The sequence below is a fragment of the Streptomyces coacervatus genome (assembly GCF_029223485.1).
GTDB classification, from domain to species: domain Bacteria; phylum Actinomycetota; class Actinomycetes; order Streptomycetales; family Streptomycetaceae; genus Streptomyces; species Streptomyces coacervatus.
In genome coordinates this window covers 335,080-359,855 of the sequence record NZ_JARHTP010000004.1, presented here as the reverse complement: position 1 = coordinate 359,855, position 24,776 = coordinate 335,080, and the positions used below count along the sequence as shown (strand labels likewise).

Annotated in this window: 24 protein-coding genes; 6 read left to right on the top strand and 18 right to left on the bottom strand. The window is 68.8% G+C overall.

What is annotated here, in order from left to right:
- Positions 1-52 precede the first annotated feature (52 nt).
- The 3 genes from P2Q00_RS12560 to P2Q00_RS12550 form a co-directional block, all read right to left on the bottom strand.
- The gene (locus tag P2Q00_RS12560; protein WP_275772382.1) at positions 53-1,804 is read right to left on the bottom strand and encodes a cellulase family glycosylhydrolase; all 1,752 of its coding nucleotides are present in this window, start codon (positions 1,802-1,804) and stop codon (positions 53-55) included.
- A 180-nt stretch (positions 1,805-1,984) separates the two neighbouring features.
- Positions 1,985-4,273, bottom strand: coding sequence for an alpha-L-fucosidase (locus tag P2Q00_RS12555; protein ID WP_275772380.1), 2,289 nt, complete (start codon positions 4,271-4,273; stop codon positions 1,985-1,987).
- Between the two features lie 278 nt (positions 4,274-4,551).
- The gene (locus P2Q00_RS12550; RefSeq protein WP_275772378.1) at positions 4,552-5,985 is read right to left on the bottom strand and encodes a glycoside hydrolase family 43 protein; all 1,434 of its coding nucleotides are present in this window, start codon (positions 5,983-5,985) and stop codon (positions 4,552-4,554) included.
- 981 nt (positions 5,986-6,966) lie between these two features.
- On the opposite strand from P2Q00_RS12550, the gene P2Q00_RS12545 reads away from it, so the two are divergent.
- Both P2Q00_RS12545 and P2Q00_RS12540 read left to right on the top strand, forming a co-directional pair.
- Positions 6,967-7,476, top strand: coding sequence for a hypothetical protein (locus tag P2Q00_RS12545; RefSeq protein WP_275772377.1), 510 nt, complete (start codon positions 6,967-6,969; stop codon positions 7,474-7,476).
- A gap of 33 nt (positions 7,477-7,509) precedes the next feature.
- Positions 7,510-9,006 carry a family 43 glycosylhydrolase gene (locus P2Q00_RS12540; RefSeq protein ID WP_425579582.1) on the top strand — a complete coding sequence of 499 codons (1,497 nt, stop codon included), beginning with the start codon at positions 7,510-7,512 and terminating at the stop codon, positions 9,004-9,006.
- Positions 9,007-9,174: 168 nt separating this feature from the next.
- Here P2Q00_RS12540 and P2Q00_RS12535 read toward each other — a convergent pair whose 3' ends face one another.
- From P2Q00_RS12535 to P2Q00_RS12525, 3 genes are all read right to left on the bottom strand, one after another.
- On the bottom strand, positions 9,175-9,531 hold the full coding sequence (locus P2Q00_RS12535; protein WP_275772375.1) for a type III PLP-dependent enzyme domain-containing protein: 357 nt from the start codon (positions 9,529-9,531) through the stop codon (positions 9,175-9,177).
- 183 nt (positions 9,532-9,714) lie between these two features.
- Entirely contained in the window at positions 9,715-10,074 is a 360-nt protein-coding gene (locus tag P2Q00_RS12530; protein WP_275772374.1) for a nuclear transport factor 2 family protein, read from the bottom strand.
- 24 nt (positions 10,075-10,098) lie between these two features.
- Positions 10,099-10,884: an SDR family oxidoreductase gene (locus tag P2Q00_RS12525; protein ID WP_275772372.1), complete on the bottom strand. Its 786-nt coding sequence runs from the start codon at positions 10,882-10,884 to the stop codon at positions 10,099-10,101.
- A 99-nt stretch (positions 10,885-10,983) separates the two neighbouring features.
- Here P2Q00_RS12525 and P2Q00_RS12520 point away from each other — a divergent pair, with 99 nt between their 5' ends.
- Together P2Q00_RS12520 and P2Q00_RS12515 are read left to right on the top strand one after the other, a co-directional pair.
- Positions 10,984-11,502, top strand: coding sequence for a winged helix-turn-helix transcriptional regulator (locus P2Q00_RS12520; protein WP_275772370.1), 519 nt, complete (start codon positions 10,984-10,986; stop codon positions 11,500-11,502).
- 140 nt (positions 11,503-11,642) lie between these two features.
- Positions 11,643-12,323: a DUF998 domain-containing protein gene (locus P2Q00_RS12515; RefSeq protein ID WP_275772368.1), complete on the top strand. Its 681-nt coding sequence runs from the start codon at positions 11,643-11,645 to the stop codon at positions 12,321-12,323.
- Positions 12,324-12,363: 40 nt separating this feature from the next.
- Here P2Q00_RS12515 and P2Q00_RS12510 read toward each other — a convergent pair whose 3' ends face one another.
- The 3 genes from P2Q00_RS12510 to P2Q00_RS12500 all read right to left on the bottom strand — a co-directional run bounded on the left by P2Q00_RS12510 (position 12,364) and on the right by P2Q00_RS12500 (position 14,424).
- On the bottom strand, positions 12,364-12,726 hold the full coding sequence (locus P2Q00_RS12510; protein ID WP_275772367.1) for a transposase: 363 nt from the start codon (positions 12,724-12,726) through the stop codon (positions 12,364-12,366).
- Positions 12,727-13,023: 297 nt separating this feature from the next.
- A complete protein-coding gene (locus P2Q00_RS12505) occupies positions 13,024-13,146 on the bottom strand; it encodes a hypothetical protein (protein ID WP_275772364.1) in 123 nt (40 codons plus the stop codon).
- Positions 13,147-13,434: 288 nt separating this feature from the next.
- Entirely contained in the window at positions 13,435-14,424 is a 990-nt protein-coding gene (locus tag P2Q00_RS12500) for a helix-turn-helix transcriptional regulator (protein ID WP_275772363.1), read from the bottom strand.
- A 93-nt stretch (positions 14,425-14,517) separates the two neighbouring features.
- Between P2Q00_RS12500 and P2Q00_RS12495 the strand changes: the two genes are divergently transcribed.
- A complete protein-coding gene (locus P2Q00_RS12495; protein WP_275772360.1) occupies positions 14,518-14,916 on the top strand; it encodes a VOC family protein in 399 nt (132 codons plus the stop codon).
- A 280-nt stretch (positions 14,917-15,196) separates the two neighbouring features.
- On the opposite strand, the gene P2Q00_RS12490 is transcribed toward P2Q00_RS12495, so the two are convergent.
- From P2Q00_RS12490 to P2Q00_RS12450, 9 genes are all read right to left on the bottom strand, one after another.
- Entirely contained in the window at positions 15,197-15,832 is a 636-nt protein-coding gene (locus P2Q00_RS12490; RefSeq protein ID WP_275772359.1) for a CoA transferase subunit B, read from the bottom strand.
- Positions 15,829-16,584 (bottom strand): CoA transferase subunit A, encoded by a 756-nt coding sequence (locus P2Q00_RS12485; protein ID WP_275772358.1) that lies wholly within the window; start codon positions 16,582-16,584, stop codon positions 15,829-15,831. The genes P2Q00_RS12490 and P2Q00_RS12485 overlap by 4 nt, the downstream gene beginning before the upstream one ends.
- 19 nt (positions 16,585-16,603) lie before the next feature.
- The gene (locus P2Q00_RS12480) at positions 16,604-17,347 is read right to left on the bottom strand and encodes an SDR family NAD(P)-dependent oxidoreductase (RefSeq protein WP_275772356.1); all 744 of its coding nucleotides are present in this window, start codon (positions 17,345-17,347) and stop codon (positions 16,604-16,606) included.
- Positions 17,344-18,315 (bottom strand): fumarylacetoacetate hydrolase family protein, encoded by a 972-nt coding sequence (locus P2Q00_RS12475; protein ID WP_275772354.1) that lies wholly within the window; start codon positions 18,313-18,315, stop codon positions 17,344-17,346. Before P2Q00_RS12475 ends, P2Q00_RS12480 begins: the two co-directional genes overlap by 4 nt.
- 112 nt (positions 18,316-18,427) lie before the next feature.
- Positions 18,428-19,366: a VOC family protein gene (locus P2Q00_RS12470; protein WP_275772352.1), complete on the bottom strand. Its 939-nt coding sequence runs from the start codon at positions 19,364-19,366 to the stop codon at positions 18,428-18,430.
- Entirely contained in the window at positions 19,363-20,391 is a 1,029-nt protein-coding gene (locus tag P2Q00_RS12465; protein ID WP_275772350.1) for an amidohydrolase family protein, read from the bottom strand. The genes P2Q00_RS12470 and P2Q00_RS12465 overlap by 4 nt, the downstream gene beginning before the upstream one ends.
- Positions 20,388-21,560, bottom strand: a complete 1,173-nt coding sequence (locus P2Q00_RS12460; RefSeq protein ID WP_275772348.1) for an FAD-dependent oxidoreductase — start codon at positions 21,558-21,560, stop codon at positions 20,388-20,390. The genes P2Q00_RS12465 and P2Q00_RS12460 overlap by 4 nt, the downstream gene beginning before the upstream one ends.
- A gap of 151 nt (positions 21,561-21,711) precedes the next feature.
- Positions 21,712-22,668, bottom strand: a complete 957-nt coding sequence (locus P2Q00_RS12455; RefSeq protein ID WP_275772347.1) for a cyclase family protein — start codon at positions 22,666-22,668, stop codon at positions 21,712-21,714.
- Positions 22,665-23,648 (bottom strand): fumarylacetoacetate hydrolase family protein, encoded by a 984-nt coding sequence (locus tag P2Q00_RS12450; RefSeq protein WP_275772346.1) that lies wholly within the window; start codon positions 23,646-23,648, stop codon positions 22,665-22,667. Before P2Q00_RS12450 ends, P2Q00_RS12455 begins: the two co-directional genes overlap by 4 nt.
- A gap of 122 nt (positions 23,649-23,770) precedes the next feature.
- Between P2Q00_RS12450 and P2Q00_RS12445 the strand changes: the two genes are divergently transcribed.
- Positions 23,771-24,736 carry a LysR family transcriptional regulator gene (locus P2Q00_RS12445; RefSeq protein ID WP_275772344.1) on the top strand — a complete coding sequence of 322 codons (966 nt, stop codon included), beginning with the start codon at positions 23,771-23,773 and terminating at the stop codon, positions 24,734-24,736.
- Positions 24,737-24,776 lie beyond the last annotated feature (40 nt).

Below are 24,776 nucleotides of genomic sequence, written 5' to 3'. Positions count from 1 at the left end.
AGCCGGTCAGCGGCCTCCGGTCCTTCGGGCGCCCTTGCATCGAGGGGGTGGTTCAGGACGTCGAACCGACCACCGTGCCACCGGACTTGGTCACGTAGTACGTCACCTTGGCACCGCTCCAGAAATGGAAGGTGAGGTTCACCCGTGCGCCGTCGCGAAGCGAGTCGAGGAAGTCACGCGTGAGCGTGATGCCGTTGCCGGTGTAGCCAGGCGAGAAGGCCTTGGTGAACTGCTGGTACGGAGTCCAGTCGAGCGGTCCGGCGTTGCCGCCCTCGGCATACTTGGACTCCATCGTCGCCAGCAGGTCGCCCCGGAACTGGGTGGGGATGCGCACGGAACCGGTCGTTCCGGTGGCGTTCGAGAGTACGGGCGTGCTGTTCGAGATCACCTTGATCTGCCAGGGCACGCCCTTGGAGAACTCGGCCTGGAGTGTCGCGCGGACGCCGTAGGCGCGGTCGCCTGCCAGCCTGGTGAGCGTCGCCGCCTTCAGCGTCAGCCGGTTGCCGGAGAGGGTGTAGTCCCTGCCCTTGGCCAGCGTGACACTGCCTGCCTTGAGTCCCTTGAAGGTGGTGCGGTTCGGGTTCAGGGTGAGTGTCCGGTCCGGGATGTGCCCGGACCGGGGCACGAAGACCAGGTCCGAGGAGGCCGTTCCCGAGCGTGTCGTCCAGCTCGACCTCATCTGGCGGAACAGTCCGGCATCCTTCCACCGCAGCTTGCTGCGGTCGAAGAACGCGCCGTTGTCCCACAGGAGGTCGGTGACCCCGTTGGTGCGGGCCGCGTTGCCGAATGCCTCGAAGTACTTCAGCATTTCGCCGCGCTCCACGCCGTCGGGGCCGAAGTCGTAGCCGAGCACGCCGTACTCACCGATGACGACGGGGACTCCCTTGGCGACGAAGGTGTCGTGTGCCCGCTTGAACACCTTGGCCATGTCGGATTGGGCCGCGGCGTCGAAACGGGTGGAGCCTGCGAGGTTCGTGCTGAACGGCCAGTAGCCGTAGTAGTGCACGCTGGCGACCAGCCTCGGGTCGTGCAGCGACTTGATGGTGGTGGCCAGGTTGTCCATCAGGGCCTGGTCCGGAGTGTCGACCATGGTGGGCAGCACGAGCAGCCGCTTGGCGTTGTTGCCGCCGGACTTGCGCACGACGTCGTGGAAGGACGTGTTCAGCTCGTTGAGCAGCTTGGCCTTGAGTGAGTTGTCGGAGCCGTCGAACGTCGGCTCGTTGATGCTCTCGAAGGTCAGCCGGCCGGGCTCGTTCCGGAACGTGCCGGCGATCTGGGTCCAGGTCGCTTCGTAGCGGGCGAGCACCGCGTCGTGGTCGGTGGGCATCTTGCCGGCCCATTGCCATGAGTCGTGATGGATGTTGAGCATCACGTAGAGGCCGTCGTCCAGGGCCCAGTCGACGACCTGCTTGACGCGGCTCAGGTAGGCCTTGTCGATGGCGTAGCCCGGCGCCGATTGCTGGTGGTCGCTCCATGTCACGGGGATGCGGATGCTGCGGAAGCCCTGGGAACGGAGCTTGTCGAGCATGGCTTTGGTGGTGCGGGGCTGGCCCCACGACGTCTCGTCGGTGCCGGCGTCCAGGCTGTTGCCCAGGTTCCAGCCCGGCTGCATCGCGGCCACTGCCGTCATCGCGTCATCGGAAACCGCGGGCGCCGCGTCCGCCTGCGACCGGGAACCCTCGCCGAACGGGCCGAATTCCGTGCCGTATGCGAGAACGCCCGCGGCGATCAGCGCCAGCGGGGCCCCCACCACCAAGCCGAGCCTGCGCCTGCGGTGCCGGGCGGCCTGCTGCCTTGCCGTCATTGCTCATCCGTTCTGGAAGTCGAGTGGGCCTTGCCTCCCTTGGTGGTCACAGGCGGCTCAAAGGGTGCCGAACTTTCCGACGAAACTTTCGTTGTTCTCCCGGCCGTTCGGGGAACGGGGTCACGTCCCGGCAGGACGCGACCCCGTCTTCGCCGTCAGTACGGCCTCGCGGGCGGCCGGTCAGAGGCTGACGATCTGCCAGTCCTGGTTGGAGCCGCCGGTGATGGGCCACTGGATGACGTTGGTGCCGTCGGCGGTGGAGGCGTTGGCGACGTCGGCGCACCAGCCGGTGCGGACGTTGACGAGCCGGTGGTAGCCGCTGGTGGCCGAGGGGACCAGCTTCCACCACTGGTTGTCACCGCCGTTGTCGGACTCCTGGGCCAGGGTGGCGCCCTGGGTGCTGCCCGGGCTCTGCAGGAGCTTGCCGCTCTTGACGTTGGCCAGTCGGAACGATCCGTCGGTGTTCGGCAGGAGGCTCCACTGCTGGTTGGTCCCGCCGCCGTAGGGCCACTGGATGAGTGTGGCGCCGTCGGCGGTCGAGGCGTTGCTGACGTCCAGCGCCTTGCCGCTGTTGCGGTTGATCACCTTGTAGGTGCCCAGGTCCGCGGTGAAGGGCCGGTCGTAGACCTCCAGGCTGCGGATGGACGCGTACACCCCGGCGGGCAGCCCGGTGACGGTGACGCGGACGTGGCGTGCCTGGGTCTGGAACACGGCCGTCTGGACCTGGCTCGTGCCGGCGGTGGCGGTGTTGTCGACGAGCGTGGTCCACGTGCTGTTGTCGGTGGAGCCCTCGATCTTGTACTGGTAGTTGGTCTTGTCCAGTTCCCAGGCGATCCGGGTGCCGGTCAGGGAGCGGGTCGAGCCGAGGTCGACCTTGAGCCAGTGGCCGGTGTTGCCGTCGTTGGCGCACCAGCGGGTGGAGGTGGCCCCGTCGACCGCCTTCGCCGCGGTGTTGCCCTTGGAGGTCTCCTCGCTGTCGGCGGTCGCGGTCCGGCCGGCGGCGATGTCGCCCGGCTGCACGGGGCGGTCCAGGGTGACGCCGACGACGCTGTCCTGGGGGTGGGTGGTGCGGTCGATGCCGTTGATCGTGACCCGGCCGTCGCCTGCGACCGAGAACGTCAGGTTGGCACCGGAGCGCACATCGAAGACCCGCGTGACCTGGGCGTCCCCGATCGACGGAGTGGTGAAGGCGGTGCCGCTGTAGCCGGGCAGCAGGTGGGTGTAAAAGGTGTTGTCCTTGTACGTGAAGCCGTACTGGCCGTCGACCGGGTTCCACGGTCCGCCGCGAGTGCCGTAGACGGACTGACCGCAGGCGGTCATGAAGGCGCCGATCTGACGCAGCAGGCCGGCCTGGCCGTCGGAGACGGTGCCGTGCCGGTCCGGGCCGACGTTGACCATCACGGTCATGTTCCGCACCCAGCAGTTGACCAGGATGTTCATGGCTGTGCCGTAGCCCATGACAGCGGTGTTGGAGTAGCCCCACGTGCCGATGATGCTGAAGACCTTCTCGACGAGCCTGCCGGTGCGGATCGCCCCGCTCGGAACCCCCGGACCCTCGTCGCTGTCGTAGTCGCCCTTCCAGCCGGAGCGTGAGGTGGCGACGATGTCGGGCTGGTGCTTGCGGACCATGCCCATCAGTCCGAGCGGCTTGCCGCTGGAGTCCGTCTCGCCGTAAGTGGCGTCCACCTGCCACTGGTTGGCGGTGTCACGGAACTGGCCGGGCTCCCAGAAGAACGCGCCGTCCGCGTCGCTGCCCTGCTCGGCGATCCAGCCGCCGTCCCACCACAGGTCGTCGATCACGCCGTACTGGGTGACCAGCTCCTTGACCGACTGGTACACCTCGGTCTTCATGATCCGCGCGTTCTCCTTGTGCGCCGGATCGGTGGTGTAATTCCACGGGTTGCTCGCGCAGTTGGTGCCGGTGACGTCGTAGTAGCCGGGGTAGCGCCAGTCGATGGGCGAGTAGTACAGGCCCACCTTCAGCCCGGCCGCACGTACCGCCGCCACATAGTCCTTGACGAAGTCACGGCCCAGCGGTGCCTGTCCGGCGCTCCAGGCGTTGGGGTGGTTCAGCGGCCACATCGCGAACCCGTCGTGGTGACGGGTGGTCAGCGTCGTGTACTTCGCCCCGAAATCCTTCGCCAACTGCGCCCAGGCCGCCGGGTTGTAGGCGTCCGCGGTGAACTGCTCACTCGTCGCGTCGGTGACGTACTTCCGGTAGTCCGCGGGCGTGACGGGCCCGTTGTGCATCCACCACTCGCCCTTGGCCGGGCCCGCGTACGGCCCCCAATGGATGAACATGCCCAGCTTGGCGTCCATCAGCCACTGGATCTTGGAGTCGGGCTGCTGCTCCAGGCCCAGGTCGACCTTGGGGATCCGCAGGGGAGGGAGCGGCAGCGGGGCGCCGGCCGTCGCCGCATACGCAGGTGTTGCCAGCGCGGCGGAGCCGACCGTGGCGGCCACCGTCATGGCCGCCATTCCGGCAAGAACTGATCTTCGTGAGATGGATTCCGGCACTGTGTATTCGTCCTGTTCGGTCGTCGGAACCCCGCCCGGAGTCGGCGGCTGCGGGCAAGGCGGCAGCGCGGCTCGCGCCCCTAATACATGGGATGTATTAACGAGTATGAGCGTTGTTCCCGTCTAGCCCCGTGACGTAAGTCTTCGCAATCTCACGCCAATTGCGCGCTTGCGGCCCTGGCGACCAAACCAAACATTGGATGTATTGAGAGGGGTTGTGAGGTGATCGGTCAACTCGTCACGCGGAAGGTGGCGTCGCTGCGTCCCGTCGTGTCGGTGATCGGGTCGAGCCGCAGCTCGTATGCGTAGTGCCGGATGTAGCGGTCCGGGTGGTTGTACGACTGGAACGACGACCAGCTCGCGTCGGCGAGCCCGGCGACCTTGCGGAAGGTGGCGTCCTGGGCGAACTGGCTGCTTCCGTCGTTGTGGGCCAGCTGGAAGTCGTAGTCGGAGTGGCGCAGGAAGTAGCCGGGGAAGTTCACCGACTCGAAGGAGACGGTGCCGGTGCCTGCAAGGCCGGGCCGCAGCCGGAACTGGGCGTCCTCGGCGGGGCTGACGTTCGGGTCGATGCGTACGTCGAAGTTGGTGTGCCGGACGTACCGGTCCTGGAAGTTGTACGACTGGAGCCGGTTGATCGCGGTGTTGGGCCAGCGGGCGAGCACACGGCTCTCCTCGGCGGCCGTCAGGTTCAGGATCCAGCCGTGGCGCTTCTTCGTGCCGCCCATGTTGTAGCTTCCCGACGCCTGCTTCCGGTAGGTCGCAGGATTGGACGGGTCGGTCGTCAGGACCGGCATGTAACCGCCCCCTGAGGCGTACTGGTCGAGGTAGAGGGCCCACTCGTTGCGGCCGTTGGCCTTCATCCACATCGGGCCTTCGACCTGCGAGCCGGTCAGGCCGATGCCGGAGAGGTTGCCGAGGTTGGTCCAGGTGCCGAGGATCGAGTTGCTGCCTTCGAGCGTGATCTGGCCGTCGCCGGAGGCCCGTACGTAGCGGTAGTTGCCGACTCCGGCCGGTACCCCGACGATCTGGGTGTCGATGATGCCCTGGGTGCCGGGGCGGTCGATGTACACCTGCGGGGTGGTGATGGTGTGGAAGTCGGTGGTGCGGGCGTAGTAGATACGGTGCTTGAGTACGCCGTTGAGGGTCGCGTTCGTCGCCCAGTACAGGACGTAGTCGTTGGTCTCCGGGTTCCAGATCGCCTCCGGCGCCCACGCGTTGCGCCCGTCGGGGATCGCGCCGGCGACGTTGAGCAGCCACGGCTGCGACCAGTTGACCAGGTCCGTCGACTCCCACACCACGATGTTGCGGCTGGCGTTGTTCACGGCCTGGTCCCAGTTCTGCCCGCAGCCGATGCACAGGTCGGTCGCGATGATCCAGTACCGGCTCCCGTCGGGGGAGCGCACCAGTGCGGGGTCGCGTACTCCGCGCGTGCCGACCGTGGAGCGCAGGGCTATCCCGCCGCCATTGAGATCACTCCAGTTCAGGCCGTCCGTGCTGTGCGAGAAATAGATCTGCTGACCGTTCGCCCCGTCCCCGGTGAAGTGCACCATCAGGTAGCCGGGATCGGCGGCGGCAGCATGTTGCGGTGTGGTCAGGGCCTGACCGGTGAAGAGGAGGCACGCGGCGAGCAATATCGCCGTCAGTCGTGCGCGCAGCGCGGACATGTACATCTCCTGTCGTCCTTCGCACGCCACCATCGGGTGGCGAGGGCGCGGTGGAGTGGTGGGGGGTTGGCTCGGTCTCGTTGTGGCGGGACGGACGCGGCTGCAGCCTGACATGTCAGGGCCACGTCACGGTTGTCGTCCGGGTGGGGCGGTCATGGTGCGGGGGTGGTGGAGCAGGGCGTTCCACGGCGTTCGGGCGCCCGTGAGGTGGCGCTTCAACTGCGCCGCTTCGGCGGCCTGTTCCCGTGCGACACCTGCTTCTCTCTTGTTCAGGCCCGGAGGCTTCGGAGGCCTTCGGGGTACGGCGATGTCCGGCGGGCGACCGAGGTCTCCGCCTGTGGCGGGAATCGCCGTTGCGGCTTGCGGTGTGCTGTCGCAGTCCTTGGCCGGGGGAAGCCCGCGCAGCCGATTCCCTGTTCAGTGGGGCGAGTTGTCCGAAAAATCGAACGGCGTTCGTAAAGTCGGGCAGACGCTAAATGGGGGAAGCGGGACGCGTCAATACCTCCGACATCTGTGGATCGGGGGACCGGGGAGGCGGTTGGGGTCGGCGGCCGTGCCCTGACGCTTGACGCAGGCACCGCCTCGCCACGGCTTTTGCCGCCGGGGGGGATTCGTTGGTGGGCAACGCGTGCCGTTCTGCCAGGTGGGGGTGGTGAATGCGGGGTGTGGGCGGTGGCTGTGGGGTCGTGCGTTCAGGTTTCCGAGGTGATTCGGATGGTGTGCGAGAGGTATTGACACCCGCACGGTCAGCTCCTACGTTCCCTGCACGCGAACCGGTTCGACATCGGAGCGCCTCTTCACCTCAAACCCTTTGGCTCGATGGGCTCTTTTCCTCGAAAGGTAGCGAACCGGTTCGATGAAGGAGTCTCGTGAACCCCGGTGATCTGGCCGAGCGGGCCGGAGTCCCGGAGGCCGCGGCCGCCGGTGACCACGACCGGCCCGAGCGGCTGCCGCGCGCCGGGGCCACCGCAGGTTGGCACGGTGGACGGGACTTCTGGCTCGCCCCCCCCGCCGCGCACCGGGCGCCACCCCGCCAACTGCCAGCACGAGGACAGCGGCTGGGGCAGCGCCACCACCCTCGACCCCGAGCGCGTGGTCGTCACCGCCGACCTGGCCGCCTTCCACGTCCGACGGCTCCGCGAACTGCCCGGCCCGGCCACCGAAGCGGGCCTTCCCGGCGAAGGCCGCCGCCGGACCCGTACCGCCGAGGCCCCCCGAGCCGCGACGCGCGACGAACTGTGCACCGGGCAGCGGTTCGTGGCTCGCAGCGTGGACAGCACCGGAACCTGGGACGGCTCCAGCCCGCTCCACCCGAAGCCGACGGCACCGCTGTACCCGATGCCGACGGCTGCGGGCGAGTATCCGTCCCAGGCAGATGGGCGAGGCCCTCGCCGCCCGGATCGAGACCCACCTGACCGCATCCGGACCGGTCACCGAACGGCCGCCGCGGCCGGCAACCACCACAGGCTGTCCGACACATTCACCGATTGATGCTCGATATATCGAACATCTGGAAGGAGTGCCGTGCCCCTCCCCCCTCTCAGGTCGTGGCTGGTCGGCGCGGTGGCACTGCTCACGGCGCTGGCCTGCGCACAGGCCCCCGTGTCCGCGGCAGACGGCCGCCCCTACGCGAACCCGCTCAAGTCCGCGAAGGGCGCCGACCCCTGGCTGGAGTACTACGGCGGCAACTACTACCTCGTCACTACGACGTTCACCGGCGTCCTGGCCATGCGCAAGTCGCCCACCCTCGCCGGCCTGGCCACCGCTCCCAGCGTGCAGATCTGGTCGGACACCACACCCACCCGTAACTCCAACATGTGGGCCCCGGAGATCCACTTCTTGGGCAATCACTGGTACCTGTACTACAGCGCCGGGCAGAGTGGCACTCCGTGCTGCGGGGCACAGGGCACTCAGCGCACCCACGTCCTGGAGAGCGCGGGTACAGACCCGATGGGTCCCTGCACTTACAAGTCCATGATCACGGGCCCCAACCTCTACCCGGCCAACTGGCTGATCGACGCGAGCATCCTGCGGGTCGGCGGCCGGACATACATGGTGGGCAGCGGAAGGACCAGCAGCGCCATGCCGCCCAGCCTGGTCATCGCGCCCATGAGCGACCCGTACACCGTCAGCGGGAACTGGTCCGTCATCTCCCGGCCGACCCTCGACTGGGAGACCCGGGGCGCACCCGTCAACGAGGGACCGGAGGCGTTGCAGCACGGCGGCCGGACCTTTCTCACCTATTCGGCGAGCGCCTGCGACACCCCCGAATACAAGCTGGGCCAACTGGAGCTGACCGGCACCGATCCGCTGAACCCCGCCTCCTGGACGAAGAAGCCCGCACCGGTCTTCCAGCGTGATGACGCGGCAGGCGTCTACGGCCCGGGCCACAACGGCTTCTTCACCTCCCCGGACGGCACCGAGAACTGGATCGTCTACCACGCCAACGACAGCACGAACGGCAGTTGCGGCAACGGCCGCACCACCAGGGCCCAGAAGTTCACCTGGAACGCCGACGGCACGCCGAACTTCGGGACCCCCGTGGCCCTCGGTGCCATCCTGCCGGGCCCCTCCGGTGAGACGGCGGCCACCCCGACCTCGTACACCCTGGTGAACCGCAACAGCGGCAAGTGCCTGGACGTGTCGGGCGCCGGCACCGCAGACGGCGCGAACATCCTCCAGTGGACCTGTCACGGCGGCGCCAACCAGAAGTGGCGGATCGAGGACCTGGGCAACGACACCAGCCGGCTGGTGAACGTCGCGACCGGCAAGGTCATGGACACCGCGAACTGCGGTACGGCCGACGGCACGGACATCCGGCAGTGGTCGTGGCTGAACAACAACTGCCAGAAGTTTCGCATGGTGTATACGGCCACGGGTGACTACGTGCGGATCGTGAACGAGAACAGCGGCAAGGTCGCCGACGTCGCCAACTGCGGTTCCGCCGACGGCACCGACGTCTGCCAGTGGACCTGGCTGAACGACAACTGCCAGCAGTGGCGGCTGGTACCGGTCAGCTGACCGCCGTAGAGAGAGGCAGTTTGCGGCGGGGGCCGCCAAGGCCTTTATCGCGCGTGCAGTCCGCCCAGGTCCAGAAGGGACTGTCCGAGGTCCGGTTGTTGTCGTGTGGGCACGGGGCGGGATTGTGACCTCGATCGAGCGGACCGTGTTTCCCGTTCAAGCGGCTGATCACCGCGCATGAGCTGCCTTTCTCGCCGACTCGTTGAGCATTGTGTCGATCGACGATCGGCGGAAGTCGGTGCGCCAGACGTCGATCACATCACCGTGGTCGTTGGTGACGAGGTACTCGGGCCACCGGTCAAATGCCGAGCACGGGTGCGAGATCCCGAACTCGACGACATCCGTCACCTCAGGATTCCATGCGTCGGAGAGCACGGTGTGGTGGTCGTACAGCGCGCGGACGCGTCCGTGGACATCGGACTTGTCCTGTCCGGCCGCCGTGCTGGCGGACAGAAGGACCGGCGTCTCGGTGTCGTAGGGAAGGTCGCGCTTCCAGGCTGCGACGATGCCGGGAATCGGGCTCACGCGGGCGTAGACGCCGTGATCGTGCGTGACGTAGCAACCGGATTGTGCCCGGAACGTCGTCGTCCGTCGGGAGGGAGTCGACGACACGGTCGGGAAAGGCCGATCCGCCCATCGAGTACACGGGGCGGTCTGGGGTGGGTGGGGTCTCTCTCGTGGGCGGGAACAGGTGGTGTGGGAGCGGGTTCAGGGTTCGATGGCGAGGTGTTCGATGAGGTCGTCGCGGAGCGTGAACCGATAGTGGAGATCGATGGTGCCGCCGGGGAAGTTGCCTTCGAGGTGGTGTGTGGCGATGTAGTGGGCGGTGTCGGTCTCCTGGGCGTTCGTGAGGTTGATGGTGTAGGTGAATTCGGTGGCGGATCGGTTCAGCCACTGCTCGATCGCGGTGCTGCCCTGGTAGGTGTTGCCGTCGTCGATCACTGTGGCGTCGTCGGTGAACGTCGTGACCGCGCTGGCGGTGTCGTGGGCGCGGTGCGCTGTGAGGTAGCGGGTGATCACCTTGGGCAGGTCGGCCGGGGTGATGGTCCGGGGCTGGTTGTCGTGCATGACGCTCCTGATGGCGGTGGGGGCTCAGACGGTGGGGGTGGTGCCGCCGTCGATGACGTGTTCGGCGCCGACGATGGCCGAGGCGCGGTCGGAGACGAGGAAGGCGACGAGTTCGGCGACTTCCTCGGGCCGGTTGGGGCGGCCGAGCGGGATGCCTCCCAGGGAGTCCATGAGCCGGCCCAGCGCCGCTTCCTGGCTGATGTCGGCGTCGTGGGCGATCCGGGCGACGAGGTTGTCGGCGGCCGAGGTCTGGACGAAGCCGGGTGAGACGGTGTTGACGCGGACGCCGTGCGGGGCGACCTGGTTGGCCAGGCCCTTGCTGTAGGTGGTCAGGGCGGCCTTGGCGGCGGCGTAGGCCAGGGTGCCGTTCCACAGCGGCATGCGGCGCTGGATCGAGGTGACGTGCACGACCGCGCCCCTGCCCGTGGCGATCATGTGCGGGAGGAGTGCGCGGTCCAGGCGGACGGCGGCCAGCAGGTTCGTGTTCAGCTCTCTTGCCCAGTCGTCCTCGCCGAGCGCGGCGAATCCTCCTGCCGGTGCCTCGGAGCCGCCGAGGGTGTTGACCAGGATGTCGACGCCTCTCACGCGGGCGTCCACCTCGGAGGCGATGTGGGCGGCGCCCTGGGCGGTGGACAGGTCGGCGGTGATGAACGTCTTCTCCTCGACGTCGTCGGGGCGGCTGCGGGCGGTGACCAGCACGGTCGCGCCGGCCTCGGCGAGCCGTCGGGCGATGGCGGCTCCGGTGCCCTTGGTGCCGCCGGTGACCAGAGCGCGTCGGCCTTCGAGGGATTCGCTGATGGATGTGGTCACGTTGTGCTCCGTTCCCGGGCGCGGGTATACGAGGCGCCGCTCCCGCCTCGACTGCTAAAATAGAAGCTACTAACTTCGACTTTAGCAGTAACTGAGGAGATGGTCGCCGTGGCAAGCCGGATCAGGCTGGAGGACCGGGAGTGCCCGCTGTCCACGACGGTGGAACACGTCGGCGAGTGGTGGACACTGCTGATCCTCCACGACGCCTTCGATGGCTACACCCGCTTCGACCAGTTCCAGGAGAGCCTGGGCATCTCCTCCAGCATGCTCACCACCCGGCTGAAGACCCTGGTCGCGGACGGTCTGCTGGAGCGCCGGCCCTACCAGACCAGCCCCGTCCGGCACGAGTACGTCCTGACCGAACTCGGGCGCTCGCTGCGCCCGGTGATCGTCGCCCTGGCCGCGTGGGGCAATGCCCGCCTCACGCCGACGGAGCGCAGCATGATCCTCGTCGACGCGCACAGCGGCGAGGAAGTCGAGCCCGTCGTCGTCGACGCCAAAACCGGCCGCCGACTCGACGACAGCGCCGCCTACGTCTTCACCGCGGGCCCCGCAGCCAGCGACGCGATGCGCAGCCGCTACGCGGCACGGCCGACCATTCCCGCGGAAGAGGCGTAAGTCCGCCCGGTCTCGTGAAGCCCTGAGTCGTGGCTGGACGTGGGGTCTGCCCTACCTAGTGCCCGGGGGCTTGTAGGAGTGCCTGAGGCCAGCCGTGCATGATCCCCTGTTCGTACGTGAACCGTGCGACAGAGGTGGATATGAAGACTCGGATCGGATACGCCGCGTGGGTTGCAGGTGTGGCGCAATTCTTTGTGGCCCACGTGATCGCCGAGTTGGCCTGGGCCAGAACATACAGTTGGGCAGGGAACAACATCAGCGACTTAGGTAACGCTCACTGCGCCATGCAGTCGGAACCCGAACCCCGCTATATCTGTTCGCCCGAACACGGCCTGATGAACGCCTCGTTCATCACTTTGGGAACGCTCCTCGCCGTCGGTGTCTTCTTCACGGGCGCTGTGTGGCGCCGAGGCGCGAGCGCGCTCGTGGCCCGGTGGCTGCTGGCCTGCGCCGGCATGGGATTCGTGTTGGCCGGGCTAGCGTCTGCGGACGTCCACGAGAACCAGCATGTCCTGGGTGCGCTGCTCATCATGGCCATGGGCAACATCGGTCTTGTGCTGGCGGGCGTCGGCCTGGCGGACGATGTGTCGGGTCCGCTGCGCTGGGCGACCAGCCTGCTAGGGGTAACGGCGATCACAGCTTTCGGGCTCTTCCTCTCCCACCGCTATCTCGGACTCGGGATGGGTGGCATGGAGCGGGTAGCGGCATTTCCCCTCTTGGTATGGGCATTGGCAGCCGGAGTCCGCGGCCTGTGCCACCAGGCGACTCGCGTGCAGGATGCGCCGCCGGGAAGGCATGGCGCGCAGGCCGCTCACAGCTGATGCTGCCTCCTGCGGTCGGCTCGTTCGCGGTCAGGTGAGGTCATGGCTGAGTGAGGATCCGGACCCGGAGGAGTTCGAACGAGGCCCGGCCGTACATAGCTCGCTTGAGTGTTTTCACCCGGTTTACGTGTCCCTCGACGACCCCGGAGCTCCAGGGCAGGGTCAGACCGGCGGTTACCGCGTCGAGGTCCTGGCGGAGAAAGCCGGCGAAGCCTTTCATGGGCTTCGGCGCGTCCTGCTCGGCCCGTCGGATCCACTCCAGCAACAGGTGTCCGCGCTGGTGGCGGGCCAGGTCGGCGAACGCCCGGGCGAGATCGCAAGCTCGGGTGATGTCGGGGCAGGCGAGCCGGACTTGACGGAGTCGCTCGTCCTGGCTTTCGGTGAGCGTCTCTCGGGGCCGCATGATTCACGAGGTGATCTTGCGAGGGCTCGGAATGTCGGCCCGGACCGGTTCGGCGGTGCCCGCGCGGAGGGCGGCGAGGTGTTTGCGGATGACCTGACGGTTGCCGCGGTAGCCGCGAGCCTGGATCTCCAGGAACAGTCGGGTGCCGCTGACATGGCCTTGTGCTTCGGTGAAGCGGGCGTTGAGGTATGCCTTGAACGGCTCCAGGACGCCGTTGGGGGCGGCGCTCGCGGGCGGAGGCCAGCAGCTCGTCGAGGTCGGTGTCGCGGATCCGGCACACGGTCTTGCGGTCGAGGTTCAGACGGCGGGCGATGGCGCTGATCGTCCGCGTTTCTCCAGCAGGCGGTGGATGTCCTCGTAGCAGTGGCGGGTGCGTTCGATGATCTGGGTGCGGGGCACTTCCACGGGCGGTAACAGCATCGGGGGCGCCTCCGGCACCGCAGGTGCCAGCGATCAGCGACTTCCAAGACGTGAGGGGCGGCTTCCCTGACCGCCTTGGTGTAGGCGGTGGCCTGTTCCCGACAGATGATCTCCGTTCCGGGATGCTCCATCACATCCGGACGACGCACCACAATGAGAGCGCAGCCGGTGGCGCGGAGCCACCGGAAGTGGGCCCGGGAAGTTCCCGCCGGACGGCGGGGTCCCGGGCTCGCGCCTTCCCTGTCAAGCGCTCTAGCTGTGCCATCTCATGACACTGGTTCCTCGCGGTCAGGCTTGGCGGGCGTAGGACGCGAGGCGATCGGCGAGCGTGATGACGAGGTCGCGCAGTTCATCGGGGCGTTCGATGACGAACGGCCGGTCGATCGAGGCGAGTACCGGAGGCAACCAATCGAGCCGCTCCGCCCGCAGCTCGACGCGCAGCCAGCGCTCGATCGCCCCGTCCTCGCCTGCCACGGGCGCGTACTCCTCCAGGCTCGCGACGCTTGCGGGAAGGTGGGCGCGGATCTGCTCGACCGTTCCGTGGATCCGCAAGGTCACCTCGTGCCGGTACTCGGCCGTGGCGAAGGCTGACAACAGGCGATGTGCCGGATCGGGACCCGCGGGCGCTTCGAATGAGCCGGGCAGGGTTCGTGCGTCCGCGATGCGATCGAGCCGGAAGGTGCGGTCCTCGCCGATCCGGGCGTCCTGGCCCGTGACGTACCACCGGCCCGCATGGGCGACGATCCCGTACGCGTGCAGCGTGCGTTCGCTGCGCTGTCCGTCGCGGTCGGTGTAGCGGATCGAGACCGGTCGGCGGTGGCGCACCGCATCGGCGATGGTGAGCAGGACCTCGGCGTCCGGGGTGTCGAACTCGCCGGGCTGATCCGTGAAGGCGAGAGCCTCCAGGAGTGTGTCGAGCCTGCGGGCGGTGTGCTTGGGGAGCACCCGCCGGATCTTCGCCGATGCCGTTTCGCTCGCCGTGCGCTCCGTCGTCGTCAACCCCGCCCGGCGGCCGGCGACCAGGCCGAGCAGCACGGCCAGCGCCTCGTCGTCGCTGAGCATGAGCGGAGGCAAGCGGTACCCGGGGGCGAGCCGGTACCCGCCGTAGCGCCCGCGTACCGATTCCACCGGCACGTCCAGGTCGATCAACTGGTCCACATACCGCCGCACGGTGCGCCCTTCGACGCCGAGCCGGTCGGCGAGTTCGGCCACCGTCCGGGTGCCGCCCGACTGCAGCAGCTCCAGGAGTGTCAGCACGCGGCCGGTGGGTCGAGGCATGTTCGCAGCCTAACGCGAATACAGGACCGATTCTGTCCACTATTTCTCCTAGCCTGCGACGTGCACGCCTTCAGCGCAGCCAAGGAGATCCCCATGGACTTCGTCTCGATCCGCATCATCACCGGCGACGTAGCGCGCCTCGTCGAGTTCTACGAGCGAGCTACAGGGGTGCAGGCGACGTGGGCCAACGAGGACTTCGCCGAACTCAAGATCGCGGGCGCCACCCTCGCGATCGGCAGCACCCGCACGGTCCCGCTGTTCGCTCCGGGCTCTGCCCGCCCGGCGGACAACCACAGCGTGATCACCGAGTTCCTCGTCGACGACGTGGACCGCGTCTACCAGAACCTGACCGGCTTCGTCACCGACTTCGTCAACGAGCCCACCACGATGCCCTGGGGCAACCGGTCGCTGCTGTTCCGTGACCCCGACGGCAATCTCGTCAACTTCTTCACCCCCGTCACCCCGGCGGCCATCGCAAAGTTCGCACGCTGACGCCACGCACAGCCGCTCACGCGGGAGCCCAGTCCGGGAACGCCACCAGCAGGGCACATCGGAACGCACCGCTGACCCTCGAAGGACGACGACCACTCCCGGCTCGCCTGCGCCGAGTCCCTGGACGAGGAGAAAGGCCGTCACCGCGGTCGCCTTCTGCTCCAGGGCCACAACGCCGGCCCGCTCCGTACTTGAACCGAGCATGGACCCGTTCCGAGGGTTCTTCATCGGTCGCAACCCGGCCTGAGACGGACGGTTCACGGGGCGGCCCGTCCGGGACTCAGGACTGCACGATCAGAGGCGCATCGGTGCGGGCCACGATGTCCTGAGCGGTCACACCCGGCGCGCACTCCACCAGCGCCAGGCCGTCCGGCGTGACGTCGAGGACGCCGAGGTCGGTGATGACGCGGTGGACGCACCGCTCGCCGGTGAGGGGGAGAGAGCACTCCTTGACGATCTTCGGGGTGCCGTCCTTCGCGGTGTGTTCCATCAGCACGATGACCCGACGCGCGCCATGGACGAGGTCCATCGCGCCGCCCATGCCCTTGACCATCTTGCCGGGGATCATCCAGTTGGCCAGGTCGCCGTCGGCCGACACCTGCATGGCGCCGAGCACGGCCGTGTCGATGTGGCCGCCACGGATCATCCCGAAAGAGAGCGCGGAGTCGAAGAAGGAGGCGCCCGGAAGCACGGTGACGGTCTCCTTGCCGGCGTTGATCAGGTCCGGGTCGACCTCGGTCTCCGTCGGACAAGGCCCGGTGCCGAGGATGCCGTTCTCCGAGTGCAGGACTACATGGACATGCGGCGGGAGATGGCCGGGGATGAGGGTGGGCAGGCCGATGCCGAGGTTGACGTAGGAGCCGTCGGCGAGTTCGGCGGCGGCACGGGCGGCCATCTGGTCGCGGGTCCAGCTCATGCTCGTACGGTCCTCTTCTCTATTGCCTTGTCAGCGGCCTGAGTTGGAGTCAGCGCCACGACTCGCTGTACGAACACGCCCGGCAGGTGCACCTCGTCGGGGCTCAACTCGCCCGGTTCCACGAGTTCTTCGACCTCGGCGACCGTCACGCGTCCGGCCATGGCGGCGAGCGGGTTGAAGTTGGCGGCGGCCCGGCGGAAGACCAGGTTGCCGTGACGGTCGCCGCGCCAGGCCCGCACGAGGGCGAAGTCGGTGGTGATGCCGTGTTCGAGGATGTGGGTGCGGCCGTGGAAGTCGCGTGTCTCCTTGGCGGGGGAGGCGACGGCCACCGACCCGTCCGGCGCATACCGCCAGGGCAGGCCACCCCTGGCGACCTGTGTGCCCACGCCGGCCGGAGTGTAGAAGGCCGGGACGCCCGCACCGCCGGCCCGCAGCCGCTCGGCGAGGGTGCCCTGCGGGACGAGCTCCACCTCCAACTCGCCGGAGAGGTATTGCCGGGCGAACTCCTTGTTCTCGCCGACGTACGAGCCCGTGACCCGGGCGATGCGGTCGGCGGCCAGCAAGACGCCCAGACCGCGATCGTCCACACCGCAGTTGTTCGAGACGACCTGCAGGCCGGTGGCACCCTGGGCGTGGAGAGCCTGGATGAGGACATTCGGGATGCCGCTGAGACCGAAGCCGCCGACGGCCAGCGACGCGCCGTCGGGGATGTCGGCGACCGCCTCCGCGGCGCTCGCGCAGACCTTGTCCATGGGGACCTTTCTGTTGGTGCTACGGGCGTAGTGCGTCCGAGATCGACTTGACGCCGCCATGTGAGGTGAGGCCACCGTCGACGGGGATCTCGGCACCGGTGATGAAGGACGCCTCGTCGGAGAGGAGGAAGACGACGAGCGGGGTGATCTCGTCGACGGTTCCGGTACGGCCCAGCGGGGTCTCGCGAATGTTCGCCTCGCGGAACGCAGGGGCGGCCGAGGCGGTCATGTCGGTCTCGATGAACCCGGGGTGGACGGTGTTGATCCGGATGCCGCGCGGGCCGAGCTCCAGCGCGGCCGTCTTCGAGAGGCCGCGCAGTGCCCACTTGCTGGCCGTGTACGCGACGGGGTAGTGGCCGGTGAGGGCCGCGGAGGAGCCGACGTTGACGATCGACGCCCCCGCGCGCATCAGCGGTGTCAGGTGCTGGATGCCCAGCAGCGGTCCGGTGACGTTGACGGCGTGGACGCGGGCCATGTCCTCGGGGCGTACGTCGTCGATGCGGGCGCGCCAGGTGACGCCCGCGTTGTTGACCAGGCCGTGGACCTGGCCGTACGACTCCCCGAGTTCGGCGGCGAGTCGGGCCCACTCCTTGTCGCTGGTGACGTCGAGGCGGCGGCAGCCCGGGGCGTCGGTCACGTCGGTGGCGATCACCCGGGCGCCCTCGCGGGTGAGGGCGTCGGTCTCGGCGGCGCCCTGGCCGCGGGCCGCTCCCGTGACGACGACGACCTTGCCGAGGAGCCTCTTGGGATGCAGGTCGCTCACGGCCGCTCCCGGGAGCGAAGTCGGGCCGCCGGCAGCGGTACCGGGTCGGCGCCCGCGACCACGGTGTTGGAGACGGTTCCGATGCCCTCCACGGTGAGGGTGACCGTGTCGCCGGGCTTCAGCGGTGCCGGGTCCTGCGTGCCTCGTACACCCCAAAGCTCCGCCAGGCAGCCGCCGTTGCCACAGGTGCCCGAGCCGAGGACGTCGCCGGGGCGCACCCGGGTCCCGCGCGAGGCGTAGGCGACCATCTCCTCGAAGGTCCAGCTCATGTTGGACAGCAGGTCCTCGCCGACCACCTTGCCGTTGATCTCCGCGGTGAGTGCCAGACGCAGGAAGCCGTCCGCGTCGCGGTACTTGTCCAATGCGTCTGCGGTGACCAGGAAGGGGCCGAGGGTGGTGGCGGTGTCCTTGCCCTTGCACGGGCCGAGACCCACTCTCATCTCGGCGGACTGCAGGTCGCGGGCGGACCAGTCGTTGAAGATCGTGTAGCCGATGATGTGGTCACGGGCCTGCTCGGGGGTGAGGTCCCGGCCCTCCTTGCCGATCACCGCGGCGACTTCGAGCTCGAAGTCGAGCATGCTCGCCCCCGGCGGCATGGGGATGTCGTCATACGGGCCGTACACCGCGTAGGGGTTGGTGAAGTAGAAGGTCGGGGCCGCGTACCACTGCTCGGGCACACCGGCGGCCCCGTCCACCGACCGTCGTACGCCCTCGACGTGTTCCTCGAAGGTGACGAAGTCCCGCACGGTGGGCGGCTGCAGGGGCGGCAGCAGGGTTACGTCGGAGATGTGCGGGCCGGGCGGGACGTCGAGCGTCACGGAGCCCGCGTCGAGCAGTTCGGGCAGTCCGCCTCCACCGGCGAGCAGGTCGGTCAGCGAGCTGACGCCGGGCAGGGGGTGGAGCGTGCCGTCCTCTTCGACGACCGCCACCTGGCGTCGATTGCGGTATTCGTACGTGGCGAAACGCATGGGAGGGTCCTGTCGACGGGAGGACGGGGAGGACGGACGGAGCGGGACCGGGGACGCGACGGGGAGTCAGGGCATGACAGGGCTGCCGCGCCCCCGGAATTCGGGGGGGGGATCAGACCGGCGGCGCGACGAAGCAGCCGTGGTCGGGGTCGTTGAAGGACTCCTTGGTGACCAGCTCGTTCATGGGATTCGCCGTGCCCCACTGGTCGGTGACCTCGGGCTGGAAGAAGTCGTAGACGTGCGGGTGCCAGGTGTCCTCGTCCAGCAGTTCCAGCTCGGTGGTGTACTCGACGGTGTTGCCGTGCGGGTCGAGGAAGTAGGTGAAGGTGTTGTCGCCCGCCATATGCCGGCCCGGTCCCCAGATCTTCCTGAAGCCGGCCCGCATCACCCGGCCGGAGCCGCGCATGTACTCGTCGATGCCGCGCATCTCGAAGGAGATGTGGTGCAGGGCGGTGTGCGGCCCCTTGGCGATGGCCATGGAGTGGTGCTGGTTGGAGATCCGCATGAAGTGCATGACATCGCCGATGTGCGGATGGCCGAGCGTGTCGGACAGGCGGAAGCCGAGGTGGGTCTCGTACCACTCGCGGGTCTTGTCGAGGTCCGGGGAGTTGAGGACGACGTGCGACAGCTTGACCGGGATCGACTCCTTCTCCTCGATCTTGCGGTGCTGTCGGACCTCGACCTCGGCCGAGACCTCGATCGTGCGTCCGTCGACGTCGAAGAAGCGGAAGCCGTAGCCGCCGCCCGGGGTGTCGACCTCGCCCGGCCGGGAGATCAACTGCACGCCGCCGGCCAGCAGTTGCTCGGCGAGCGTGTCCACGTCGGCAGCTGATCCCGCGCCGTAGGAGACCAGGTCGAGGCGCTTGTCGTCGGCTTTGCGCAGGCGTACGACGTACTGCTCGGGGCTGCCCTCGGCGGCGAGGAAGGAGATGCCGGAGTCCTCGGCGACCTTGGTAAGGCCCCAGACGCCGGAGTAGAAGTCCAACTGCTTGTCGTAGTCGGGCACGGCGAGGTCGACGTGCCGCAAGTGGGTGAGCAGGCGGTTGCTCATCGGGGGGTTCCTTCTCCGGAGAGGTTGAGCAGGGCGGCGGCGTTGCCGCCCCGCACCGCGTGGAAGTCGTCGTCGGGCAGGTCCGCGGCGCGCAGTGCGTCCAGCGGGTCGTCCGTGCCCATGTCGAAGGGGAAGTCGGAGCCGAGCAGGACCCGGTCCGGTCCGGCGGCTCGCAGCAACTCCCGCAGTACGTGCGGGTCGTGGACCAGCGAGTCGAAGTACAGCTGCTTCAGATAGCTGCTCGGCTCCCGTGAGCAGTTCTGCGCGTCGGGGCGGGCCCGCCAGGCGTGGTCGGAGCGGCCGAGGTGGGTGGGCAGATAGCCGCCGCCGTGCGCCGCGATCAGCTTCAGGTCCGGGTGGCGGTCCAGGACGCCGGAGAAGATCAGGTGGGAGAGTGCGACCGCGTTCTCGGTGGGCTGGCCGACAGTATTGGACAGGTACCACCGGTCGAGGCGCTCGTCGAGGGTGCAGCCGAACGGGTGCAGGAAGACCAGCGCGCCGGTCTCCTCGGCGCGGGTCCAGAAGGGTTCGTACGCGGGATCCGACAGCTCGCGGCCGGGGGCGTGCGAGGAGATCTCCACGCCCTTCAGGCCCTGGTCCAGTGCGTGGTCGAGCAACTCCACGGTGAGGTCGGGGTATTGGAGGGGGACCAGGCCGAGGCCGTGCAGCCGGTCGGGAGCCTTCGCGCAGTGCGCGGCGGTGCCCTCGTTGGCCAATCGGCAGACCTTCTCGGCCAGTCGGGACCCGGCCCAGTAGTGGTAGTGCGACGGGGACGGACTGACCAGTTGGACGTCCACGCCCTGCGCGTCCATGGCCGCCAGACGCACGGCGGCCTCCGTCAGCTTCGGTACGCGCGCGCCGACCATCGGACCGTTGACGGTCAGGGCCGCGGGGCCGTTGCGGCGGGCGTCGAGGTCACGGGCCTCGGCGAGACCGGGCTGACCGGCGACGGCCTCCTCGACCTCCGGCAGCAGGAGATGGGCGTGGACGTCGATCGTCGGCGCGGCGGATGCGGTGGCGGTCACGGGCGCTCCTTGAGGAGATTCATGGTGCTGCCGACCAGCCCGGCGATGTCGGCGTCGCGTACGCCGTCCAGCTGCCACTGGCCGATCTGTACGGAAGCCTCGACGACGGTGCGCACCCGGGAGATGCGGCGGTCGTGGTAGCCCTGGAGGAGCTCGTCGTCCCAGTCCCGTCCGCTGGTCAGCAGCTCGGCCAGTACTGAGGCGTCCTCCAGGGACATCGCCGCACCCTGGGCCATGGTGGGCGGGCAGCAGTGGGCCGCGTCGCCGATGAGCACGACCCGGCCGCGGTGCCAGGAGCCCTCGACCAGCAGGCGGTCGAACCAGGTGTAGTTGACCTTCTTCGGGTCGGTGATGTGCTCGGTGATCTCCGGCCATGCGCCTCCATAGCCCTGCGCCAGACGGCGCATCTCGTCGGCGTACGTGGCCGGGTCGATGGCGGCGCGGTCGCGACACGCCTCGACGACATAGGCGTAGATGGTGTTCTCGCTGGTGGGGCAGTAGCCGGCGATGTAGGCGGGGCCGCCGTAGGCCAGATCGGTGCGCGTCACGCTCTCGGGCCGGGGAGCGGCGATGCGCCAGATGGCCATGCCGGTCGGCTCGGCCTTCTCGGCGATGCCGATCGCTGCGCGGGTGGCCGAGTTGAGGCCGTCGGCGGCGACGACGAGGTCGTAGCGGCCGCTCGTGCCGTCGCTGAAGCGCACCGAGACACCGTCGGCGTCCTGCTCCAGCGCCTCGGCGGTGGTGCCGAGCCGAACGCCGGCGCCGGAGGCGCGGACCGCGTTTATGAGGAGCTGCTGCAGCCGGGGCCGCTGCATACCGAGGGTGGCGGGCAGGTCTTCTCCGCCGGTCTGGATGTCCTCGGCGACGAACAGCACGGTGCCGTCGGGGGCGGTCACGCCGAGCGAGCCGAAGGCGTAGCCGGAGGCTTCCACCTGTTCCCACACGCCGAGTTCACGCAGGACGCGCAGGGCGTTGCCCTGGAGGGTGATGCCGGAGCCGGTGGTGGCGTTCCAGTCGGGCCTGGCCTCGACCAGATCGACGGCGATGCCGGCGCGGCGCAGCAGGATGGTGATGGCGTTGCCTGAGGCGCCCCCACCGATGACCAGCACGATGGGGGTCCCCCCGCTCGAGCGAAGTCGAGAGTGGGGGAGGGTGAGGCTGTCAGCCATGTCGGAGTTACCTCCCGGGATTGGGCCGCGCGACTTCGGGCGGCAGGAGTGCGGCTCGCCCGCTGGGGGCGCGGGCCAGGGTGGGGACGGGGCGCGGGGGGCCGGATGCGCCGCTGCTGTCCGGGAAGGGCGCATCCGGCGGCTGAGCGTGTTATTTGACGGCGATCGGGTTGACCGGGGAGCCGACAGCTCCGGTGATGGGCAGGGGCGCGGCGGTGAGCCAGAACTCGTACACACCGTCGTCCGCGCAGTCCGCGGCCAGGGCGTCGAGGTCCCACATCTCACCGATGAGCAGACCCATGTTGGGGATGACGACCTGGTGCAGCGGCTGGAAGGCGTTCTCGAACTCGTTCGGCCGTACCTCGAAGCCCCAGGTGTCGGTGGCGATCGCGGCGATCTCGGTGCCGTGCAGCCAGCCGGCGGTCGTGAACGACAGCCCCGGCGCGGGTCCGCCGGCGTAGTCGCCCCAGCCGTCGCGCCTGGCGCGGGCGAGATGACCGGTGCGGACGAGGACGATGTCGCCGCGGCCGACCGTGACGCCATGAGCGTTCGCGGTGGCGGTCAGGTGGTCCTCGGTGATGGCGAACCCGTCGGGCAACTCGCGGTCGGTGCCGATGACTTGGCCGACGTCGAGGAGGACTCCGCGCCCGGCGACGTACGGCGCCATGTGCTCTATGCCGGTGACGAGGTCGCCGTCGGAGGTGACGACCTTGTCCGCCCGGCGTCCGTTCCAGGCGAAACCGTGGTCGAAGATGTGCCCGAGCCCGTCCCACTGCGTCGAGCACTGCAGCGGCATCGCGATCACGTCGTCCGCACCGCCGATGCCGTGCGGGAAGCCCTGGTTGCCGAGGGCCGCGTCGGTCCCGGTGTCCAGCATCGTGTGCACGGGGTTGGTCCGCCGGCGCCAGCCCTTCTGCGGGCCGTTCATGTCGAACCGCTGCGACAGCGAGAAGCTCACGCCCCGCCGGACGAGTGCGGCGCCCTCGCGGCGCTTGGCCTCGTCGAGGAAGTTCAGGGTGCCGAGCACGTCGTCCTCGCCCCAACGCCCCCAGTTGGAGTACGCCTTGGCGGCCTCCTCGATCGCGCCCTCGGGGTCGTTCGGATTCACGAGGCGTCCTCCGAGACACAGCGGGTGCGCTGCGCGCCGAGCCCCGTGATCGAGCCGTCCATGACGTCGCCGTCCCGCAGCAGCCGGCCCCAGTGAAGTCCGTTGCCGGCCGGGCTGCCCGTCAACACCAGGTCACCGGGCAGGAGTTGAGCGGTCTGCGAGATGTACGACACCAGGCGGGCGACCCCGAAGAGCATGTCCTTGGTGGACTCGTCCTGCATGGTCTCGCCGTTCAGCTTCAGCGTGACCCGCAGGTCGTCGGGGTCGGCGATCGACTCGGCAGGGACGAGCCACGGGCCCAGCGGAGTGAAGCCCGGCGCGTTCTTGCAGCGCAGCCAGTCGGTGCCGATGGCCTTCATGTCCCGCCGGAAGACGGTGGCACGGTCCGTGAGGTCGTTGGCGATCGTGTACCCGGCGACGTACTCCAGAGCCTCCTCCACGGTCACCCGATAGGCAGGCTTGGCGATGACGGCCGCCAACTCCAGCTCCCAGTCGGGCTGTTGGGCCCATTCGGGCAGTACGACATCGTCGTACGGGCCGGCGATCGTGCTCGGCAGGCCGATGAACACGTACGGCAGGTCCTCGGCGGCCCGCCGGTCCATGACCGCGGCGATCTCCGCTCTCGCCTCCTCGACCGTGCGCGGGTCGTCGGGGGAGCGGTGGGCGACCTCCAGGTCGATCACGTGCTGCCGGTAGTTGGCGCCGGACTGGAAGATCTGGCGCGGCTCCAGCGGGGCGTGCACCCGCAGCTCCTCCAGCGGCCGCCAGTCCAGGGCCTCCTCGTCCGCCAGGACGTGCAGTACGGGCAGCGCCTCCTCCCACCGCTCCACCACGGCACGCAGACCGCACGGTGCCCAGGCCAGGGCTCTGGTCAGGTCGAGAACCCGGCCCTTCGCCAGGAGCCCGGGGAACGGCGCTGTGTCCGGAAGCGAGAACGTGCCGAGCGCGAACGGGCCGGCAGGTTGCGCGAGTGTTGCCATCAGATGTCCTTCTGCTGGGATGCGGTCTACTCTGACCCTGATCGGCTGATCACGGAAATAGATCCTGTGGATGCAGCTCATCCATCGCGTGGATGAGCGTCGTCCTGTGTAGGTGGTGCTTGGTGAACCTGTCCCGACTGGACCTCAACCTGGTCGTCGCCCTGCGCGCCCTGCTGGAGGAGCGCAACGTCACCCGGGCCGGCGAGCGCGTCGGGCTGAGCCAGCCCGCGATGAGCGCGGCGCTTTCCCGGCTGCGCCGCCATTTCGACGACGAATTGCTCGCCCGCACGGGCAACAACTACGAACTGACGCCGCTCGGGGTGGCGCTGCGGGACCGCAGCGCGACCGCGTGCGATCTGCTGGAGCGGGTCTTCGCCAGCCAGGCGGACTTCGACCCGGCCGCCGAGACACGCGAGTTCACGCTGCTCTGCTCCGACTACGGCGCGGCGGTGTTCGGCTCCGCGCTGGCCCGCGCACTGCACCAGGAGGCGCCCGGCATCCGGCTCACCTTCCAGCATTCGACGCCCGCGGTGGTGGAGAACACCGCGACCGTGCTGAGCACCGTCGACGGCCTGCTGCTGCCGCACGGCATCATCGACGGTCTCCCATGCGTCGACGTCCACCAGGACCGCTGGCTGTGCATGGTCGCCGACGACAATCCGGAGGTCGGTGACGCACTCACCCTCGACCACCTGTCGCGGCTGCCCTGGGCGGTCTACCAGCGCCCGTACGACGCCCCGGCCGCGCGCCAGCTCAGCATGATCGGCATCAGCCCCCGGGTCGAGGTCTCGGTACAGACCTTCCAGCTGCTGCCCCACATGGTCGAGGGCACCCGCCGGATCGCGATGATCCAGGAGCGCCTGGCCCGCAGAGCGGTCCGCGCCGCGGCGGTACGGGTCCTGCCCTGCCCGTTCGAGGCGGTACCGGTCCAGGAGGCGATGTGGTGGCACCCGGTGCATACGCAGGACGCGGCTCACATCTGGCTACGGCAGAAGGCCGCGGAGGTGGGTGCCACGCTGACCGGCAACGGCCTGGACGAAGTCGTGTCCGCCACACGGGAGATGGGGCCGGCGCCAGGCCCGCTCTGATGCCGGCCCGGCGCCCGTCGGTGACCGATACGACTCGGTC

Bases quoted from the DNA above. Each gene is read 5' to 3' on its own strand.
- P2Q00_RS12560 (WP_275772382.1), bottom strand. From the start codon at position 1,804: ATGACGGCAAGGCAGCAGGCCGCCCGGCACCGCAGGCGCAGGCTCGGC.
- P2Q00_RS12555 (WP_275772380.1), bottom strand. From the start codon at position 4,273: ATGACGGTGGCCGCCACGGTCGGCTCCGCCGCGCTGGCAACACCTGCG.
- P2Q00_RS12550 (WP_275772378.1), bottom strand. From the start codon at position 5,985: ATGTCCGCGCTGCGCGCACGACTGACGGCGATATTGCTCGCCGCGTGC.
- P2Q00_RS12530 (WP_275772374.1), bottom strand. From the start codon at position 10,074: ATGCACGACAACCAGCCCCGGACCATCACCCCGGCCGACCTGCCCAAG.
- P2Q00_RS12520 (WP_275772370.1), top strand. From the start codon at position 10,984: ATGGTCGCCGTGGCAAGCCGGATCAGGCTGGAGGACCGGGAGTGCCCG.
- P2Q00_RS12515 (WP_275772368.1), top strand. From the start codon at position 11,643: ATGAAGACTCGGATCGGATACGCCGCGTGGGTTGCAGGTGTGGCGCAA.
- P2Q00_RS12510 (WP_275772367.1), bottom strand. From the start codon at position 12,726: ATGCGGCCCCGAGAGACGCTCACCGAAAGCCAGGACGAGCGACTCCGT.
- P2Q00_RS12505 (WP_275772364.1), bottom strand. From the start codon at position 13,146: ATGCTGTTACCGCCCGTGGAAGTGCCCCGCACCCAGATCATCGAACGC.
- P2Q00_RS12500 (WP_275772363.1), bottom strand. From the start codon at position 14,424: ATGCCTCGACCCACCGGCCGCGTGCTGACACTCCTGGAGCTGCTGCAG.
- P2Q00_RS12495 (WP_275772360.1), top strand. From the start codon at position 14,518: ATGGACTTCGTCTCGATCCGCATCATCACCGGCGACGTAGCGCGCCTC.
- P2Q00_RS12490 (WP_275772359.1), bottom strand. From the start codon at position 15,832: ATGAGCTGGACCCGCGACCAGATGGCCGCCCGTGCCGCCGCCGAACTC.
- P2Q00_RS12485 (WP_275772358.1), bottom strand. From the start codon at position 16,584: ATGGACAAGGTCTGCGCGAGCGCCGCGGAGGCGGTCGCCGACATCCCC.
- P2Q00_RS12475 (WP_275772354.1), bottom strand. From the start codon at position 18,315: ATGCGTTTCGCCACGTACGAATACCGCAATCGACGCCAGGTGGCGGTC.
- P2Q00_RS12470 (WP_275772352.1), bottom strand. From the start codon at position 19,366: ATGAGCAACCGCCTGCTCACCCACTTGCGGCACGTCGACCTCGCCGTG.
- P2Q00_RS12460 (WP_275772348.1), bottom strand. From the start codon at position 21,560: ATGGCTGACAGCCTCACCCTCCCCCACTCTCGACTTCGCTCGAGCGGG.
- P2Q00_RS12450 (WP_275772346.1), bottom strand. From the start codon at position 23,648: ATGGCAACACTCGCGCAACCTGCCGGCCCGTTCGCGCTCGGCACGTTC.